This is a genomic window from Salinivibrio sp. MA351 (assembly GCF_001996065.1).
Classification (GTDB): domain Bacteria; phylum Pseudomonadota; class Gammaproteobacteria; order Enterobacterales; family Vibrionaceae; genus Salinivibrio; species Salinivibrio costicola.
Window position 1 is genome coordinate 1 of sequence record NZ_MUFG01000024.1, and the last position, 17,495, is coordinate 17,495.

Sequence of the window (17,495 nt, forward strand, 5' to 3'; positions counted from 1 at the left end):
CGATAAATAGTGAATGAAAACTAAAAATAGCACAGATAACATACAAAAACGCACAAGAAGCGTCAGCGTCTTGTGCGTCATAAGGGAGAAAACAGCGATAAAACGGCGCTAGTCAGCCGATGACGAAAAGCGCTCTCGCACATGGCGGGCAAAGCCACTGCCTGCTTCTTGGTAGATATTAAAGGCTTCGTCCACACCCAGAGCCTTAAGTTGCTCCAACTCATCTTGGTACTTAGCAATCGCGGCCACTTTGCCCTTAAAGGGCGTTTGCCGGATTTCTTCCAGTGCCAGTGTATTGGCTTGGCTATTGGGCATCGCAAGTAAAATCAGTGATACGTTGCCATTTGAGACCGCTCGGGACCAAAAGTCGGGGTCGGTGGCATCACCCAGGATCACCTGCCGTCCTTCTTGCTGGTGGTGAGCGACGGATTCCTCTCGGGTATCAATCCCCACGATGGGCTGCTGGTGAGTGGTGGCCAATTCATCGTAGGCGCCCGTGCCGATACGCCCCATCCCCAATACCAATATGCTGGCGTCACCGAGATTAATGGGTTGTTCACTGGTATGAAGTTTATCTGGAGCACGCTCGGGTAACCAGCGCGAGGCCCATGTATACAACGCGTTACTAAAGGTATTCAGCGGCGCAGAGAAGATAAAGCTGAGCGAGACCGCGATCGCAATAGAGACAAGAATCGGCCCAGGCATTAATCCGGTTTGGTACGCCAGTCCACCGACAATGAGACCAAATTCACTGAAGTTGAACAAGGTAAGGGAGGTAAACAGCGCGGTGCGCACACGATAGCGAAAACCACTAACGACCCAATAATACAAAATGCCTTTTATCGGCAGCAGCAACATTAAAATCAACGCAAAACTAAAACTTTGCCAAGTAGGTTGCTCGGATAAGCCAATATTGAGGAAAAAGCAGATTAAGAATAACTCTTTAATATTAAATAGAGATTTAGCCATTTCTGATGCGCGGGGATGACTGGCGAGTAACATTCCCAAGATGAGTGCGCCCAAATCAGGCTTAATCCCGACTGCGCCAAATAGCCCGGCGCCAGCAACCAGTGCAAGGAAAATAGCGTAGAGCACCAGCATTTCCCCATGGCCTGCCTTGTCGAGTAGCTTGCTGAGTACGGGCTTGAGCAGAGGCAAAGCGAATAACAATAATGCGGTCAAATCAGGTGTTTTTCCTGAGGTGGCTGTCAAAAAGATCACCGCGAAGATGTCTTGCATGATTAGCATGCCAATCGCCAAGGTGCCATACGTCGCGTTGAATTCGCCTTTTTCTTCTAAGGCTTTAATCGCAAAGACGGTGCTAGAAAAAGATAACGCAAAACCGAGTAGCAACATCTCTGACAGGCTCATGCTTGATAGCATGGGAAGACTCAAGGCTTTCAGGCCCATTAGCGCTAAGGTAAAAAAGCCGGTTGTCAGCACATTGTGCGCGGTGGCTCCAAACCAAATTTCTTTGGCAAACAGCGTTTTGACATCGAGCTTCAACCCAATTGTAAAAAGGAGAAGGGTGACCCCTAGTTCAGCCAGCTGGGTGATCACGGGGGTGGATTGATACCCCATTGCATGGAGAGCAAAACCGGCGAGCAGAAAGCCAACTAAGGGAGGAAGGTGGCAGCGCATTAATATGTAGCCACTAACAAAAGCGGTTGAGATAAAAACCAGTTCCATATTTTATACTTATTCCAGAGTTGAATGAGACAACGTCTTGTCTGTCACGTGGCTATAATATACACGTTTTGTGGTCAATCTGTGAATGTAAAATAGTCGCTAACTTGGCCGATGAGGGATAGATGTGAAAAGGGAGAAAAACGGGCTTACAGAGGAGCAAGCCCGATAGCATTATTCTTCGAGTAACTGTTGAAGGAGTTCACCGTTTAGCATCGCACGCTTGACTAAAGCAAACGCCGCCATAGTCGGCTGAGTTTGTAAATCCGCGCTAACGATCGCCAGTTTTTGGTGGAAGCTTGGCAGTGACTGGTTTTCTACACAGCGCTCAATGGCGGGGAATACCACACTTTTGGCGGCGGTGATCTTACCCGCAATGACAACCAGCTGCGGGTTAAACAGGTTCACCGTCATCGCGATCGCTTTACCCAAATGATTACCGACTTTGACTAAGACTTGACGGGCCAGCTCATCGCCTTGCTCGGCGGCTTGGCAAATGGCCTCGATGGTTAACGTTTGATCGTGCGTTAGGCTGCTGGGATGACCTTGAGCCAATAATTGCTGCGCATGCTCAATGATGGCCTCGTTTGATGCGACGGTTTCCAGGCAGCCAAAGTTACCACATTGGCATTTTTTACCGAGAGGGTCGATTTGAACATGGCCGAGTTCACCCACATTCCGGTTGTGACCGAGAAAGATCTGGCCATTGACGATAATCCCTGCCCCGGTTCCGTGATGCACACTGACCAGCATTGAATCGTAGTAGTCTTGACTGGCGCCAAAGTAGTGCTCAGCGAGTGCTTGTCCTCGAATATCGTTGCCAACAAAGGCTTGCACGCCAAATTCATCGCGCAGTGTATCGGCGAGCGCGAGTTGCTGAATATTAATATTGGGCATGTACTCGACCACACCAGAATCTGGGTCGACCAAACCTGGCATCACAACCGAAATGGCAATGAGCTCTCTAATGGCATGTTGGTGAGTATCAATAAATTGGCTCACGATATCGATTAAGCCTTTGACCAACTGGTCTTGATCTTGGTAATGAAAGGTTTCACCGTGCTCAGCCAGTGAGGCACCGCTTAAGTCATACAAAGATAGCTCAATAAAATGACGCCCCAATCTTACGGCAAGCGTATGAAAAGGGGCGCACTCGGTGGTCAGTGAAATGGCGCGACGTCCACCGGTTGAGGCCTGTTGTGCCACTTCTTTGATCAGGCCTCTTTCCAGGAGTTGGCGGGTTATTTTTGTCACACTTGCAGGAGCCAGTCGACTCACATCAGCAATTTGTATGCGTGAAATAGGCCCTTGTTGATCAATGAGTCGATAAACGGCTGCGCCGTTCAGTTGCTTTACGAGATCGACATTCCCAATTTTTCCGCCAGTCATAGGTGTCCTAGCTGTGTAAATAGTGCCCGTTTACGATCGTTGCTTGAATGTTGATTGAACGGTCAAAAATGGCAAGATTCGCGACTTTTCCGGGACGAATACTGCCATAATGCTGATCAATGCCCATTGCGCGAGCAGGATAGAGCGTCGCCATCCGCAAGGCTTCATCCAAGGCGATCCCTACATGCTCAACACTGTTATGCACCGCTCGGTCCATCGTCAATGCTGAGCCGCCAAGTGTACCATTTTCATCAACACACTTACCGTCGCGGTAATATACTTTCTTACCTACAAAAATAAAGTGATCCATGTCAGCTCCTGCTGGTGCGACTGCATCGGTAACCAACACTAATTTATCCCTTTTTACTTGGTGCGCGAGTCGAATATTGGCATATGACACATGAAAGCCATCGGCAATCACGCCGGTATAAACATCGGGGGTATCATAAATCGCACCGACCATCCCAGGCTCTCGCCCTGTGATCGATGTCATGGCATTAAACAGGTGCGTAGCAAAGCCGATACCATTGGCGAAGCCCTCTCTCGCTTCAGCGTAGGTCGCATTGGTATGTCCTGCCGAGACGATGATCCCTGCCTTTGTCAGCGCCTGGATATGGGCACGGGGAGTGAGCTCAGGCGCGACGGTAACTTTTGTAATGACGTCTGCGTTATCGCATAAGTAGGCAATCATGTCATCGCTACTTGGGCGAATATAATCAGCGCTATGTATCCCTTTTTTTTGAGTATTTAAGTAAGGCCCTTCTAAATGCAATCCAAGTGCTTGATGCGGGTGCTTGGCTTTGTGGTCCCGCATTGCCGCAACAGCGGCTTTCATATCGGCATCAGAGCTGGTGATCAGGGTAGGCAGGAAATTAGTGCAACCTGATTTAAGATTCGCTTGGTGCATGGTGTCGATGGTATCGGACGTAATGTCATCATTAAACATCACGCCGCCACAGCCATTCAGCTGCAGATCAATAAAACCAGGGCTAACCATCGCACCTTCTAGACTGCGTGTTTCAATGTCAGTGGAAAGCGCATGTTGTGGGCATACGTCTGCAATCAGGCCTTCCCGAATGACGATGGCATGATCATCAAGTACCTCATGGCCAGTAAAAATCCGGCAGTGGGTTAGGGCATACATGCTTAAATTCCTTATAAATGATGGATATTTTGGGCTTCAAGCTCTTGAAAGTACTTTACCGTTTTGACTTTTAGCTCTGCGGTTGAGGGCGAGTCGCACACAATCATGGCCTTGGGATGAAGCTGCAGTGCCGAGACGGTCCAAAGATGATTGACTGAGCCTTCCACCGCCGCTTCGAGCGCTTGCGCTTTATTGGCACCAGTAACCAGAATCATGACTTCTTCGGCATCGAGTAGCGTACCAACACCGATGGTGAGCGCGTGTTTTGGCACTTGATTGATATCATTATCAAAGAAGCGAGAGTTTGCCACACGCGTGTCTTCGGTCAAGGTTTTGATCCGAGTTCGTGATGCTAACGAAGAGGCCGGTTCATTAAATGCAATGTGGCCATCGTTACCCACTCCGCCCATAAAGAGATGAATTTTGCCGTAGGCTTTGATTTTTTCTTCATAGCGTTGGCATTCCGCCTCGATATCGGTCGCATTTCCATCAAGCAGGTTGATGTTTTTTTCCTGAATATCTATGTGGTTAAAGAAGTTTTCATACATAAAGGTACGATAGGCCTGCGGATGATTGGCCGGGATACCACAGTACTCGTCCATATTGAATGTCACCACATGTTCAAAGCTAATTTCGCCTTTTTTATGAAGTTTAATCAATTGGTTGTAGGTATTCAGTGGGGTACCACCGGTCGGCAAACCTAACACAAAAGGGTGGTCTGCGGTCGGGGCAAACTGGTTAATGGTATCGACGATGTAACGCGCCGACCAAAGACCAACTTGCTGGCTGGTTTGTAAAGGAATGAGTCGCATGAATCACCTCGGTAATCGGTTCCGGAATCTAGGCTCTAGCATAACGGATATGTGCATTTATTTTTATCATAAAATAAGTTTTATGATCAGGCTAACAATTTTCTTCTGTTTTGGGGTTATTCGGTGATGATTCTCACAAATAGCACGGGTTTAATTTGCGAAGCGAATTTATTGCCATAAACTGCAAGTGAGTAACATTGCTTTACAAAAGAAGTGATTTAATAAAAAGTCCTTGAGTGAATGCTCAAGTGGTGGTTCCAGCAAAGGCGCATAGACGCACAATTGCTGAACACAGAAAAATACACAGGGGGAACGACGGTGAATATTCTTGGTTATGCACAACGTATAGGTCGTGCGCTGATGGTGCCGGTAGCGGTACTACCTGCAGCTGCGATCTTAATGGGGGTCGGCTACTGGCTGGATCCAACCGGTTGGGGCGCAAATAACGCCCTTGCTGCTTTTATGATTAAGTCAGGCGCGGCGATCATTGAGAACATGTCCGTCTTATTTGCCATTGGTGTGGCTTACGGCATGTCAAAAGATAAAGACGGTGCGGCTGCTTTAGCAGGTTACGTCGGCTTTATGGTGATCACCACGTTATGTGCCCCAGGCGCGGTTAGCCAAATTGGTTTAATCGATATTTCTCTGGGTAACAATGAGTTAGCGTTTAGCAAAATCAATAACCAGTTTATCGGTATCTTGATTGGTGTGGTGTCGGCTGAGCTTTATAATCGCTATAGCGGCGTTGAGCTGCCAAAAGCGTTAGCCTTCTTTAGTGGTAAACGCTTGGTACCTATCCTGGTATCTGTGGTGGCTATCGCCATTTCGTTTGTACTGATGTTTGTCTGGCCTGTGGTGTTTGGTGGCCTGGTTCACTTCGGTGAAAGCATTACCAACTTAGGCGCCGCCGGTGCGGGTATTTACGGCTTCTTTAACCGCCTGCTTATTCCAGTCGGGCTGCATCATGCGCTGAATGCGGTATTCTGGTTCGATACCGTCGGGATTAATGACTTGGGTCGTTTCTGGCTCGGTGCACAAGGCCTAGAATCTGGTGAGGCGATTAAAGGCACTACAGGCATGTATATGGCCGGTTTCTTCCCCGTGATGATGTTTGGCCTACCGGGTGCAGCGTTGGCTATGTATCACACCGCTCGTCCAGAGAATAAAGCACGTGTAGCATCGATCATGATTGCTGCAGGTTTTGCGTCTTTCTTTACCGGGGTGACTGAACCGCTTGAGTTTGCCTTCCTGTTCGTCGCGCCAGTGCTGTTTGTCTTGCATGCGTTCTTGACCGGTATTTCGTTGTTCATTGCTGCAACGTTCAACTGGACGGCAGGTTTTGGTTTCTCGGCAGGCCTTGTTGACTTGGTGCTGTCTTCGAAAAACCCCGTCGCCAACGAGTGGTATATGCTTCCTGTCATGGGGCTGGTGTTCTTTGTGCTCTACTATGCCACCTTCCGAGCGGCTATCATGGCAATGAACTTGAAAACACCAGGTCGAGAAGATGACGCGGTTGAAAGTGCGCCTGCCAACAACAATGGCAAGAGTGATAACCGTGAACTTGCGCGTCAATACTTGAAAGCATTAGGCGGCCATCAAAACCTGACTTCGATTGATGCCTGTATTACGCGTTTGCGTCTGTCAGTTGCTGACCGTGATATTGTTGATGAAGCGAAGCTGAAAGCGATTGGTGCGATGGGCGTGGTTAAACTCGGCGAAAATAACTTGCAGGTTATCCTCGGTCCATTGGCAGAGATTATTGCCGGGGAGCTCAAGCAGATCCCTGAAGATGAAGATCTCTCCAAGGTGTCGTTGCCTTAAACTTAGTTTGAATGATAAATAATGACGATGAAAACGCTCAGCGGGTTGCTGGGCGTTTTTTTATCCACGGAGCATGTTGGTTTCGTCTAAAAAAGTAACAATTAAGAGGGCGTAGCAAAGACAATCACAACAACGGGTTGAGTCAGAGGGCGGAATAGGCGATCATAACGTCTATGTAGCTTTAAAATTCGCATTTTTGATACGAGGTAACCTTGATGAGTGATGCTGAAGCTCGTCCCACTAACTTTATTCGCCAAATCATTGATAAAGATTTGGCGGAAGGGAAACACACAGCGATCGTGACACGTTTCCCACCGGAGCCGAATGGGTATTTGCACATTGGCCATGCTAAATCAATTTGTTTGAATTTTGGGATTGCGCAAGACTATCAGGGTGAATGTAACCTGCGTTTTGACGATACCAACCCAGAGAAAGAAAACGTTGAGTATGTCGCGTCAATCAAGCGTGATGTGCAGTGGCTAGGCTTTGATTGGGCGGGAGAGGTGCGTTACTCCTCAAACTACTTTGATAAGCTTTATGGTTATGCCATCGAGTTGATTAAAAAAGGATTGGCGTATGTTGAAGAGCTCACACCCGATGAGATCCGCGAGTATCGCGGTACCCTGACGGCGCCGGGCAAACATAGCCCTTACCGTGAGCGTACTGTTGAAGAAAACCTCGCACTGTTTGAAAAAATGCGCGCGGGGGAGTTCGAAGAAGGAAAAGCCTGTCTACGAGCCAAAATAGACATGGCATCGCCGTTTATGGTGATGCGTGATCCTGTGCTTTATCGCGTTCGTTTTGTCCATCATCACCAAACTGGGGATAAGTGGTGCATTTACCCAATGTATGACTTCACCCACTGCATTTCTGATGCGCTTGAGGGCATTACTCACTCACTTTGTACGTTAGAGTTTCAAGACAACCGTCGATTGTATGATTGGGTACTGGAAAACATCACCATTGATTGTACGCCTCATCAGTATGAATTTAGCCGTCTGAACCTCGAATACACGGTGATGTCGAAACGTAAACTCAATCAATTGGTGGAAGAACAACTCGTTAATGGTTGGGATGACCCACGTATGCTGACTATCTCTGGCTTACGTCGTCGCGGCTATACACCGGCGTCGATTCGTGAGTTTTGTCAGCGTATTGGTGTCACTAAGCAAGACAACACCATTGAAATGAGCTCTTTGGAGTCTTGTGTCCGTGACGACTTGAACGACAACGCACCGCGCGCAATGGCTGTTCTTGATCCCATTAAACTGGTGATTGAAAACAAAACAGACGGTGTTGAGTGGCTTGACGCGCCGAATCATCCGAACCAACCCGAAATGGGAACCCGCCAGGTACCCTTCTCGAGTGAAATCTGGATTGAGCGCGAAGACTTCCGCGAATCAGCAAACAAAAAATATAAGCGTCTGGTGTTAGACAAAGAAGTGCGTTTGCGTAATGCCTATGTGGTGAAAGCAGAGCGCTGTGACAAGGACGAAGACGGCAATATTACCACGGTGTATTGTCGCTACGATCCCGATACGTTAGGGAAAGACCCAGCCGATGGTCGTAAAGTAAAAGGCGTTATTCATTGGGTATCTGCCGATAAGGCGTTACCTGCTGAGTTTCGTTTGTATGATCGCCTCTTTACGGTACCTAACCCAGCAAGTGCAGATAACTTTGCCGAGACGATTAATCCAGAGTCACTGCAAGTACAGCAAGGCTATGTCGAGCCAAGTATGCAGAATGCGCCGGCTGAAAAGGGTTATCAGTTCGAGCGGACGGGCTATTTCTGTGTCGATAACAAAGATAGCCAACCCGATGCACTTGTTTTTAACCGAACAGTGAGCCTAAGGGATACTTGGGCGAAAATAGAAGGGAAGTAATAAAAAGCCGGCGTGTTTATCACGCCGGCTTTTTTGTTGTTATGTCACACCGCTAGTCGGTGAGCATCGATTAATCTGCGTTGTGAATGGAAGGATCGGCTTTGCAGTCGCCCTCCTGACAATGGCCATACAGATACAGGCTATGGTTGGTTAATTTCACATTAAAGCGGGCGGCAATCTCTTTCTGACGCTCTTCAATTAAGTCGTCAGAAAACTCAATGACTTTACCGCAATCAAGGCAAACTAAGTGATCGTGATGATGCTGTGTCGCGAGTTCAAAGACCGATTTACCGCCTTCAAAATGGTGACGCGTTACAATGCCCGCATCATCAAATTGGTTTAATACGCGGTAGACCGTCGCTAGGCCAATTTCTTCGCCTAGATCAATTAACTTCTTATACAGGTCTTCGGCACTGATGTGCTGGCAATCTGGCTGTTGCAGCACTTCTAGGATCTTGAGTCGTGGGAGCGTGACTTTCAGCCCAGCTTGCTTCAACGCCTGGTTATTGTCTGACATGTGTATCTACCTGTTTTCTGTCTCTGTGAAGACAGTTGGATTAGCAAGGAAATATTCTATAAGACTATCAAAATTGCACTGCTCTCGCTACATCAGCCATGCTTTCTGCGTACGAAAATTGTTCATCTGTGGTTGCATCAATGTTTACAAGATGTGAATATTGCCTGGTTGGACCAGATAAGGAAGTCAATAGACCATGAATCGTTTCTATAAGCCACGAGTGGTGAAGTGGGCACTTAATAGCTGGCCACCGTTTTGGGGAGCCGGTATTCGCATTGAAAACATCAGCCCTGACTTTAGACGTGTCAATATGCGATTGAAGTTACGTTGGTGGAACAAAAATGCCAATCGTACTCAATATGGCGGCAGTATCTTCTCCTTAACTGATCCTGTTTACGCATTGATGTTAATGGGTATTTTAGGACCACAGTACCATGTGTGGGACAAGCAAGCTGATATCAATTTTCTCAAGCCTGGGACCACCGATTTATATGCAGATTTTGTGATCAGCGAAGCGGTATTAACTGATATTCAGCACAAGGCAGGACGGGGTGACAAGGTGTTACCCGAATTTGTGGTACATGTGAAAGATGCACATGGCGAGGTGGTTGCAGAAGTCAAGCGCACGCTGTATGTGAGAAAGAAACGGCAATACCGTGATATCTCGCCCAAAGAAGCTGCGTAATAAAAAACGCCAAGGCTAAGCTCGCCTTGGCGTTTTTACGTCTCTCGAATCAGTGTGTTTTAGTCTTCGAGTTCGGCTAAACACATTTCTTCGTGAATTTGCTTAACCCATTTGCTCACACGTTCGTCGGTCAACTCTGGTTGGCGATCTTCATCAACGCATAAGCCGACAAAATGGCTATCATCCACAAGGGCTTGCGAGGCTTCAAACTCGTATCCTTCCGTTGGCCAGTGACCAATGATGGTCGCGCCCTTGGCTTCAATAATATCACGCACTGTGCCCATTGCGTCACAGAAGTACTCTGCGTAATCTTCTTGGTCACCACAGCCGAAAATGGCAACGAGTTTGGTGGAAAAGTCGATTTGCTCTAGCTCGGGAAAGAAATCATCCCAATCACACTGCGCTTCACCATAATACCAAGTTGGGATCCCGATCAGCAGCAGATCGAAGTTATCAATATCTTCTTTGCTGCTTTTCGCGATGTCTTGCACGTGGACCATTTGCTTGCCCAGCTGCTTTTGAATGCTTTTCGCAATTGCTTCAGTGTTGCCTGTGTCACTACCAAAGAAGAGACCTACACTCGCCATATAAAAATACCCGTTTTTGTCAGTGGGTTGCTGTTTGCAACTAACTCGAATTTAAGAAAAAGCCGTGCTTTTTCACACCCATATGTATAGGCGATTATTCTCCGTTGGGTTAGCCGATACCGACGCCTTCCCAAACCAATTGAATAACCCCTTTTACGATAAAGCCGACACAGCCTAGCGTGAGCACAAACCAGACGATTCGTCGACCGAATACTGGTACGTTGCCCTCACGTAACACGTCTTTAATTGCCATGCCGATAAAAAAGAAAATCGCGGCGAAGACGAGATCTAGACCAATTTTTTCGAGCAATTGAAAGTGCTCGTAAAGCATGCGTGCCTCCATTGAGCACCGACTTCTGCGGCGCAATATACCACAAGGGTTGCTTAACTGTTAACGCTCGCCCGGCATTAAAAAGCGTTCGATGACACTTGCGACCACGGCTGGTTTTTCTGCATGTAGCCAATGCCCTGTGCCTGCCACCATGTGCGCTTTTGAATGGGGGAACTGCGCGACAATGGTATCGCGATGCTCAGACTGGATGTATTCAGAGTTCTGTCCTTTAACAAATAATGTTGGGCCTGAATACGGTCCAAAGGCTGTCCACCCCATGATGTCACGATAACCGTGATAAAGATTATCAATATTAAAGCGCCAGTCGTAGTGACCGTGATCGGTTTTATAGAGTGATTTCAATAAAAATTGGGTCACACCTGGGTTTTCGATCGATCGATTCATGATCGATTGCGCTTGCTGGCGATTTTCTAAGGTAACTGTTTGGGTCTCGCGTAGTGCGTTAAAGACATTGTCATGTCGGCTAACTTGATAGTCGACGGGGGCAATGTCCATCACAACCAGCTGCGAGACGCGCTCGGGAAAACGCTGGGCGATGGCCATTGCGACTTTGCCGCCCATCGAATGGCCCACCAGCGTGACCGTCTCAAGACGTTGCGCGTTCATCCAAGCAACCACAGCATCTGACTGGCTTTGATAATCCATACTCTTAGTATGATAGGACTGTCCATGGTTGGGGAGATCAATCTGATAGACACAAAAATGCTGAGCAAGGCTTTTAGCTAGCCCACCTAAATTATCCAGATCCCCAAATAAACCGTGGATTAATACGAGTGGTGACCCCTCACCACGAGATTTTCCATTTAACAACACGTTGCTTTTCTCTCAGATTACTGGCTTTAACGTAGAGTATACCTATCTATCTCTGTATAATCGCCCCGTCAAACGATAAACAGGACGCGATGAAAAACAATGAAAACGATTGAGGTTGACGACGATCTATACCGTTATATTGCCAGCCAAACCCAGCATATTGGCGAAAGTGCATCAGACATTTTACGTCGCCTATTACTGTCGGATGCGGCACCGCAGCCCAGTCAAGCTGCGCCGACGACGTCCTCTCGTTCTAGTGGCATTGTTGTCAGTAAAGATGCTGGACGGAGTGTGTCCACTGATCGTGTCAAAGCGATGCGAACGCTTTTGATCTCAGATGAGTTTGCCGCACAAGATCGTGCCATAGGCCGTTTTATGCTTGTCCTAACCACTTTATACCGTGTTGATCAGCAAGGTTTTGCCGACGGTATGGCGTTAAAAGGACGTACTCGTCTGTATTTTTCCGATAATCCACAAACACTGTTGGAAAGCGGCAAAACAACCAAACCTAAACAGATTCCAGATACACCTTTTTGGGTCATCACCAATACCAACACTGGTCGTAAACGCCAAATGGTGGAGCAGTTGATGGAAAAAATGCAGTTCCCCAGTGATTTGACCGAGAAGGTTGTGAACGCGATTTAATCTATGCCACTCATGGGAGAAGAGAAATATGGCAGTGCATCCCCAAGCAGGACAACGCGCACAAGCAGCAGACTTGTGTGATATTCCTGCGCTTGTTACGCGTTTTTTCCAAGCTCAACCTCGACCAGGGCAACCCGAACAACAAGTTGCTTTTGGTACGTCAGGTCATCGCGGGAGCGCATTAAGCACCACCTTCAATCGTGATCATATTTTAGCGATTGCGCAGGCAATCTGTGATGAACGCCAAGCCCGTGGCATCACAGGGCCAGTGTTTGTCGGTAAAGATACACATGCATTGTCTGCGCCTGCGTTTGGGGCGGTCATACAAGTGTTGGCGGCGAATCAGGTGCAAATTATCGCACAGGCAAATCAGGGCTATACGCCAACACCGGGCATTTCCCAGCAAATTCTGGCTTATAATCGTGATCATGCTGAACAAGCGGATGGCATTGTCATTACCCCTTCACATAATCCACCGCAAGATGGCGGCATTAAATATAATCCGCCACATGGCGGGCCGGCAGAGGGAGAAATCACCAAGGCGATTGAATCCCGAGCCAATCGATACATCGATACCTATTTAGAGGGTGTTCAACACATCGATATTGATGCGGCGATGGCCAGCGACTATTACGTTGAAAAAGATCTCGTGACCCCTTATGTTGTCGGTCTGACTCAGGTGGTTGATATTGAAGCTATTCAAAAAGCGGGATTAAAGCTGGCTGTTGACCCTTTAGGTGGTGCAGGTATCGCCTATTGGCAACAGATTGCGACTCAGTATCAACTCGATATTACCTTGATTAACGATCATGTCGACCCGACGTTTGGCTTTATGCCGCGCGATAGTGATGGCGTTATCCGGATGGATTGTTCGTCTGCTTATGCGATGGCTGGGTTGCTCGCTTATAAAGACGATTATGACTTGGCTTTTGGTAATGATCCCGACTTTGATCGTCACGGCATTGTGACCCCCGCCGGTTTGATGAATCCTAATCATTACTTGGCGGTGTGCATTGATTATTTATTCCGACATCGTCAGCAGTGGCCTGCAGGGTTAGGTGTCGGTAAAACACTGGTGTCTAGTGCCATCATCGATAAAGTCGTCAATGACTTATCACGCCCGCTGGTTGAAGTCCCGGTCGGCTTCAAGTGGTTCGTGCCTGGTTTGCATGAGGGGACGCTTGGCTTTGGCGGTGAAGAGAGTGCGGGGGCGTCGTTTTTAACCTTTGATGGTCAGCCTTGGTCTACCGATAAAGATGGTATTATTCTTTGCTTACTGGCGGCAGAAATCCTGGCGGTGACGGGGCTGACACCACAGGCTTATTATCAAAAGCTGGCGGATAAACATGGGGATCCTGCCTATAACCGTTTGYAAGCGGTCGCCAACGCGCAACAAAAGCAGGTGCTGAGCCAACTGCGCCCGGAAATGGTGACAGCTGACACCTTAGCAGGGGATGTCATCACTGCTAAATTGACTCATGCACCGGGTAACGGCGCGGCAATTGGCGGACTCAAAGTGGTCACAGATCATGGTTGGTTTGCGGCTCGCCCATCAGGAACCGAAGACATTTATAAAATCTACTGTGAGAGCTTTAAAGGCGAGCAACACTTGCGCTTGATTGAACAGGAAGCGCAACAAATTGTCGATCGCGTGTTTGAGCAACAGGGCGTCTAGCGCGCTGTTTCCGTTCTCCGTTTGCAAAAAGCGTGCACGATTAAGTGCGCGCTTTTTATTTTTTTGAGGCGGGCGAAGGTGCGTTGTTAGGCCAAGTGTTCGGCACCACGAACCAAGGTGTTTGTGTGTTATCTAACAAATGACACGTGCGGTCTATGTTACCGAGACTGCCTGGGGCAACGGGGGATAACTCACCAAACTCTGGCAGAGATAACCATTGATCGCGGGCCAACATGGCAAATTCTCTGTCTGTTGGCAGTTCGTCAGGCCAGCACCACCAACCACTGACACTTGCCGCATTAACGGGAGGCCAGTCGGGCAGGTCAGTATCCTGGCTGTAATGACGGTAAAGCCGGCCTTGAACCATTAAGCGTTTTTGGGTGGGACGCCAATGAGGAAACTGTTGGCAAAAGCTTGGATGACTCGACAGAGCCAATTGATGGTCAATCATGCGCGCAACTTTAATATCGAGTGCGTCCTTGGCGTTCGGACCCAGCCAGCGATTCTGATGAGCAAGATAAAATTTTACCGCGACTTCCCAGTGTTCTAACTGCCCTTGGTACTCAATCAAAAAATCAATGGCACCTCGTGTTTTTCCAGCCTCATTAACCTGTATTTCCTCTGCTTCTAGTCGCAAGTGCGGATGATGATGGATTAACTCAGTGAGCAACCATTGATAATAAAACCCAATTCGCCTAGGGCCCGCGTACGGTTTAGATGCCGATACCGAGACGGCCGAGAAAAGTCCGTGCGGTACCAGCGAAAACTGCTCAGAAGACAACAACGGAAATTGGCGTTGTAGCCATTTTATATCCGCCTGTATTTGTTCCCTATTGGCAAACAACGTGTCTGGTGAGTGGTGTGACCGCAGATAAGCCATAATGTAATTTAATTACCTTGTTAATCGTTTGTTAATGCCAAAAGCGCATTTTTAGGATAAAAAATCAGCAAAATGTAGTAATACTACAAAACTAATGATAGACTTCACACATAACTGGTCAGATGAGTGAGGTTAGCTATGTATAAACCGTTCGATAAAACCCGTGTTGTTCTGCGTCGTTGTGTTGTCGTAGTGGCGGGCATCACTTGCCTGCCAACGCTGATTGCGCCATCGCTGGCTTCTCGTATTTATAGCCATTTGCACCAAGTATGGCTTAAAGACAGCACCAAACCTGTATGGCTGGCTGAGTCCGAGAAAGCTGGGGGCTATCTGTAACCCGCGAAGGTCTGATTTAAACGCACAACTTCGTGTGGTTGAAAAAGGCGGTTAGCATCAATGCTAGCCGCTTTTTTTATCTTTGCTTGTCAGGTTACACTGTTGCCATTGTCTCGCAAGTGAATGTGATTGCTATGAATAATTTCCAGCTAGAAGCCCTGCTTAACGCTGAACTGAAACCTGAACAAGTTAAAGACTACAGCCCAAACGGATTACAAGTTCAAGGCCGCGATAATGTACAAACCATTGTTACTGGCGTGACGGCCTGCCAAGACTTAATTGATAAAGCAATTGAATATCAAGCCGATGCTATCTTGGTTCATCATGGCTACTTTTGGCGTGGTGAATCGCAATCAATACGCGGCATGAAGTATCAACGGATTAAGATGTTGATTGAAAACGGTATCAACTTATACGGTTACCATTTGCCGCTTGATATCCATCCCACATTAGGCAACAACGCCCAGCTAGCCAAACGGTTGGGGATTGAGATCATAGGTGGCTTGGAGCCCAATAATCCAGTCTCCATTCCTGTCTATGGCAAATTATCAACACCGATGACACTTGGCCAATTCGAGCAACAAGTTGCGACCGTGCTTAACCGAACGCCACTTGTCGTTGACGGTGGCAGGACAACACGGATAGAAACCGTCGGCCTGTGCACGGGAGGGGCGCAAGACTTTATCGACTTAGCCGCCGAGCAAGGCATGGATGCGTATTTATCGGGTGAAATTTCTGAACGAACCACGTTTTCAGCGCGCGAGCAGGGTGTGCATTATGTTGCCGCGGGGCACCATGCAACAGAACGTTATGGGGTTAAAGCGTTGGGTGAGTGGTTAGCTGACCATCATGGGCTTACCACGCACTTTGTCGATATCGACAATCCCGCATAAAAAAAGCCGCCCATCGAGGCGGCTTCGTTATCTCTATCATCAAGGTGTCGCAGTTAATCGCGTTTATCCATCGGCGTGAATTCACGCTGGGTATAGCCTGAGTAAAGCTGGCGTGGACGACCAATGCGCTTGTGTGGATCCGTATGCATTTCGTTCCAATGAGCAATCCAACCGATCGTCCGCGACATCGCGAAGATAACGGTAAACATCGATGTTGGAATACCGATGGCTTTGAGGATGATGCCCGAGTAGAAATCGACATTCGGATACAATTTCTTGTCGATGAAGTATTGATCGGAGAGTGCGATGCGTTCTAACTCCATCGCCACATCCAATAACGGGTCTTGGATTTGTAGCTCTTCAAGCACTTCATGACATGCTTCGCGCATGACCGTTGCACGTGGGTCATAGTTTTTATAAACCCGGTGACCAAAGCCCATTAAGCGGAAAGGATCATCTTTATCCTTAGCGCGTTCAATGTACTCAGGAATATTATCGACATGGCCGATTTGCTCGAGCATGCGCAAGCAAGCTTCATTGGCCCCGCCATGTGCCGGCCCCCACAAGGACGCGATACCGGCAGCAATACAAGCAAACGGATTGGCTCCCGATGATCCCGCTAGGCGTACCGTGGATGTTGAGGCGTTTTGCTCATGATCCGCGTGTAGGGTGAAAATCTTATCCATCGCGCGCGCAACTACCGGATTCACCTCATATTCTTCACATGGTGTGGCAAACATCATATGAAGGAAGTTCTCTGCGTAGTCCAGATCGTTACGTGGATAAATAAATGGCTGGCCAATCGAATACTTGTAACACATAGCGGCCAGGGTAGGCATCTTCGACAGCAAACGAAACGCCGTAATTTCACGGTGTTTATCATTGTTGATGTCGAGAGAATCGTGGTAGAACGCGGCAAGCGCCCCTACAACCCCGACCATAACGGCCATAGGGTGAGCATCACGACGGAAACCATGGAAGAAACTCGCGATTTGTTCGTGAACCATGGTGTGGCGCACGATCATAGAACGAAAACCATCGTATTGTTTTTTTGTAGGGACTTCGCCGTAGAGCAGGATGTAACAGACTTCTAAGTAATCAGCGTTATTGGCAAGTTGATCTATCGGAAAACCACGGTGTAGTAAAACACCCGCTTCGCCGTCGATGTAGGTGATTTGCGAATCGCAAGATCCTGTCGCAACAAACCCTGGATCAAACGTGAAGTAACCTTCATTGACTAGCTTGCGCACATCGATCACATCCGGGCCGACAGTGCCTCCGATAATCGGCAGTTCGATTGGTGCTTTCCCTTCGATATGTAGGGTAGCTTTCTTCTCTGCCATAACAATCTCCTTTGTTATTTTATAATCCCATCCA

The 17,495-nt window shown here is 48.0% G+C and carries 17 protein-coding genes; 7 read left to right on the top strand and 10 right to left on the bottom strand.

Going from position 1 to position 17,495, the window contains the following annotated elements:
- Nucleotides 1–108: 108 nt before the first annotated feature.
- The 4 genes from BZG78_RS12115 to nagB all read right to left on the bottom strand — a co-directional run bounded on the left by BZG78_RS12115 (nt 109) and on the right by nagB (nt 5,031).
- A complete protein-coding gene (locus tag BZG78_RS12115; RefSeq protein WP_077661347.1) occupies nt 109–1,689 on the bottom strand; it encodes a cation:proton antiporter family protein in 1,581 nt (526 codons plus the stop codon).
- A 171-nt stretch (nt 1,690–1,860) separates the two neighbouring features.
- Complete coding sequence (locus tag BZG78_RS12120; RefSeq protein WP_077575874.1) at nt 1,861–3,075, bottom strand: ROK family protein; 1,215 nt, start codon at nt 3,073–3,075, stop codon at nt 1,861–1,863.
- Between the two features lie 7 nt (nt 3,076–3,082).
- Complete coding sequence (gene nagA / locus BZG78_RS12125) at nt 3,083–4,219, bottom strand: N-acetylglucosamine-6-phosphate deacetylase (RefSeq protein ID WP_077647055.1); 1,137 nt, start codon at nt 4,217–4,219, stop codon at nt 3,083–3,085.
- 11 nt (nt 4,220–4,230) lie between these two features.
- On the bottom strand, nt 4,231–5,031 hold the full coding sequence (gene nagB / locus BZG78_RS12130) for a glucosamine-6-phosphate deaminase (protein ID WP_077460159.1): 801 nt from the start codon (nt 5,029–5,031) through the stop codon (nt 4,231–4,233).
- 318 nt (nt 5,032–5,349) lie between these two features.
- Here nagB and nagE point away from each other — a divergent pair, with 318 nt between their 5' ends.
- Together nagE and glnS are read left to right on the top strand one after the other, a co-directional pair.
- Nucleotides 5,350–6,852 carry an N-acetylglucosamine-specific PTS transporter subunit IIBC gene (gene nagE, locus BZG78_RS12135; RefSeq protein ID WP_077661361.1) on the top strand — a complete coding sequence of 501 codons (1,503 nt, stop codon included), beginning with the start codon at nt 5,350–5,352 and terminating at the stop codon, nt 6,850–6,852.
- Nucleotides 6,853–7,067: 215 nt separating this feature from the next.
- A complete protein-coding gene (gene glnS, locus BZG78_RS12140) occupies nt 7,068–8,735 on the top strand; it encodes a glutamine--tRNA ligase (RefSeq protein WP_077460161.1) in 1,668 nt (555 codons plus the stop codon).
- Between the two features lie 70 nt (nt 8,736–8,805).
- On the opposite strand, the gene fcrX is transcribed toward glnS, so the two are convergent.
- A complete protein-coding gene (fcrX, locus tag BZG78_RS12145; RefSeq protein WP_021022470.1) occupies nt 8,806–9,252 on the bottom strand; it encodes a ferric iron uptake transcriptional regulator FcrX in 447 nt (148 codons plus the stop codon).
- A gap of 196 nt (nt 9,253–9,448) precedes the next feature.
- Between fcrX and BZG78_RS12150 the strand changes: the two genes are divergently transcribed.
- On the top strand, nt 9,449–9,937 hold the full coding sequence (locus BZG78_RS12150) for a DUF4442 domain-containing protein (RefSeq protein ID WP_077661348.1): 489 nt from the start codon (nt 9,449–9,451) through the stop codon (nt 9,935–9,937).
- 59 nt (nt 9,938–9,996) lie between these two features.
- Here the strand turns inward: BZG78_RS12150 and fldA are convergent, their stop codons facing one another.
- The 3 genes from fldA to BZG78_RS12165 all read right to left on the bottom strand — a co-directional run bounded on the left by fldA (nt 9,997) and on the right by BZG78_RS12165 (nt 11,689).
- Entirely contained in the window at nt 9,997–10,524 is a 528-nt protein-coding gene (fldA, locus tag BZG78_RS12155; protein WP_077460163.1) for a flavodoxin FldA, read from the bottom strand.
- Nucleotides 10,525–10,633: 109 nt separating this feature from the next.
- Nucleotides 10,634–10,855: a DUF2788 domain-containing protein gene (locus BZG78_RS12160; RefSeq protein WP_021022467.1), complete on the bottom strand. Its 222-nt coding sequence runs from the start codon at nt 10,853–10,855 to the stop codon at nt 10,634–10,636.
- A 60-nt stretch (nt 10,856–10,915) separates the two neighbouring features.
- Nucleotides 10,916–11,689, bottom strand: a complete 774-nt coding sequence (locus tag BZG78_RS12165) for an alpha/beta fold hydrolase (RefSeq protein WP_021022466.1) — start codon at nt 11,687–11,689, stop codon at nt 10,916–10,918.
- Nucleotides 11,690–11,788: 99 nt separating this feature from the next.
- Between BZG78_RS12165 and seqA the strand changes: the two genes are divergently transcribed.
- Complete coding sequence (seqA, locus tag BZG78_RS12170) at nt 11,789–12,334, top strand: replication initiation negative regulator SeqA (protein WP_021022465.1); 546 nt, start codon at nt 11,789–11,791, stop codon at nt 12,332–12,334.
- A 28-nt stretch (nt 12,335–12,362) separates the two neighbouring features.
- Complete coding sequence (gene pgm / locus BZG78_RS12175; protein ID WP_077661349.1) at nt 12,363–14,009, top strand: phosphoglucomutase (alpha-D-glucose-1,6-bisphosphate-dependent); 1,647 nt, start codon at nt 12,363–12,365, stop codon at nt 14,007–14,009.
- A gap of 55 nt (nt 14,010–14,064) precedes the next feature.
- Here pgm and BZG78_RS12180 read toward each other — a convergent pair whose 3' ends face one another.
- The gene (locus tag BZG78_RS12180; protein ID WP_077661350.1) at nt 14,065–14,889 is read right to left on the bottom strand and encodes a DUF1853 family protein; all 825 of its coding nucleotides are present in this window, start codon (nt 14,887–14,889) and stop codon (nt 14,065–14,067) included.
- A 138-nt stretch (nt 14,890–15,027) separates the two neighbouring features.
- On the opposite strand from BZG78_RS12180, the gene BZG78_RS12185 reads away from it, so the two are divergent.
- A complete protein-coding gene (locus tag BZG78_RS12185; protein ID WP_021022462.1) occupies nt 15,028–15,225 on the top strand; it encodes a DUF2517 family protein in 198 nt (65 codons plus the stop codon).
- Nucleotides 15,226–15,359: 134 nt separating this feature from the next.
- Nucleotides 15,360–16,118, top strand: a complete 759-nt coding sequence (locus tag BZG78_RS12190; RefSeq protein WP_077661362.1) for a Nif3-like dinuclear metal center hexameric protein — start codon at nt 15,360–15,362, stop codon at nt 16,116–16,118.
- Nucleotides 16,119–16,171: 53 nt separating this feature from the next.
- Here BZG78_RS12190 and BZG78_RS12195 read toward each other — a convergent pair whose 3' ends face one another.
- Nucleotides 16,172–17,461, bottom strand: coding sequence for a citrate synthase (locus BZG78_RS12195; RefSeq protein ID WP_077575870.1), 1,290 nt, complete (start codon nt 17,459–17,461; stop codon nt 16,172–16,174).
- Nucleotides 17,462–17,495 lie beyond the last annotated feature (34 nt).

Excerpts from the sequence above, each read along its gene's own strand:
- BZG78_RS12115 (WP_077661347.1), bottom strand. The coding sequence starts at position 1,689 with ATGGAACTGGTTTTTATCTCAACCGCTTTTGTTAGTGGCTACATATTA.
- BZG78_RS12120 (WP_077575874.1), bottom strand. The coding sequence starts at position 3,075 with ATGACTGGCGGAAAAATTGGGAATGTCGATCTCGTAAAGCAACTGAAC.
- nagA (WP_077647055.1), bottom strand. The coding sequence starts at position 4,219 with ATGTATGCCCTAACCCACTGCCGGATTTTTACTGGCCATGAGGTACTT.
- nagB (WP_077460159.1), bottom strand. The coding sequence starts at position 5,031 with ATGCGACTCATTCCTTTACAAACCAGCCAGCAAGTTGGTCTTTGGTCG.
- glnS (WP_077460161.1), top strand. The coding sequence starts at position 7,068 with ATGAGTGATGCTGAAGCTCGTCCCACTAACTTTATTCGCCAAATCATT.
- fcrX (WP_021022470.1), bottom strand. The coding sequence starts at position 9,252 with ATGTCAGACAATAACCAGGCGTTGAAGCAAGCTGGGCTGAAAGTCACG.
- BZG78_RS12150 (WP_077661348.1), top strand. The coding sequence starts at position 9,449 with ATGAATCGTTTCTATAAGCCACGAGTGGTGAAGTGGGCACTTAATAGC.
- fldA (WP_077460163.1), bottom strand. The coding sequence starts at position 10,524 with ATGGCGAGTGTAGGTCTCTTCTTTGGTAGTGACACAGGCAACACTGAA.
- BZG78_RS12160 (WP_021022467.1), bottom strand. The coding sequence starts at position 10,855 with ATGCTTTACGAGCACTTTCAATTGCTCGAAAAAATTGGTCTAGATCTC.
- seqA (WP_021022465.1), top strand. The coding sequence starts at position 11,789 with ATGAAAACGATTGAGGTTGACGACGATCTATACCGTTATATTGCCAGC.
- BZG78_RS12180 (WP_077661350.1), bottom strand. The coding sequence starts at position 14,889 with ATGGCTTATCTGCGGTCACACCACTCACCAGACACGTTGTTTGCCAAT.
- BZG78_RS12185 (WP_021022462.1), top strand. The coding sequence starts at position 15,028 with ATGTATAAACCGTTCGATAAAACCCGTGTTGTTCTGCGTCGTTGTGTT.
- BZG78_RS12190 (WP_077661362.1), top strand. The coding sequence starts at position 15,360 with ATGAATAATTTCCAGCTAGAAGCCCTGCTTAACGCTGAACTGAAACCT.
- BZG78_RS12195 (WP_077575870.1), bottom strand. The coding sequence starts at position 17,461 with ATGGCAGAGAAGAAAGCTACCCTACATATCGAAGGGAAAGCACCAATC.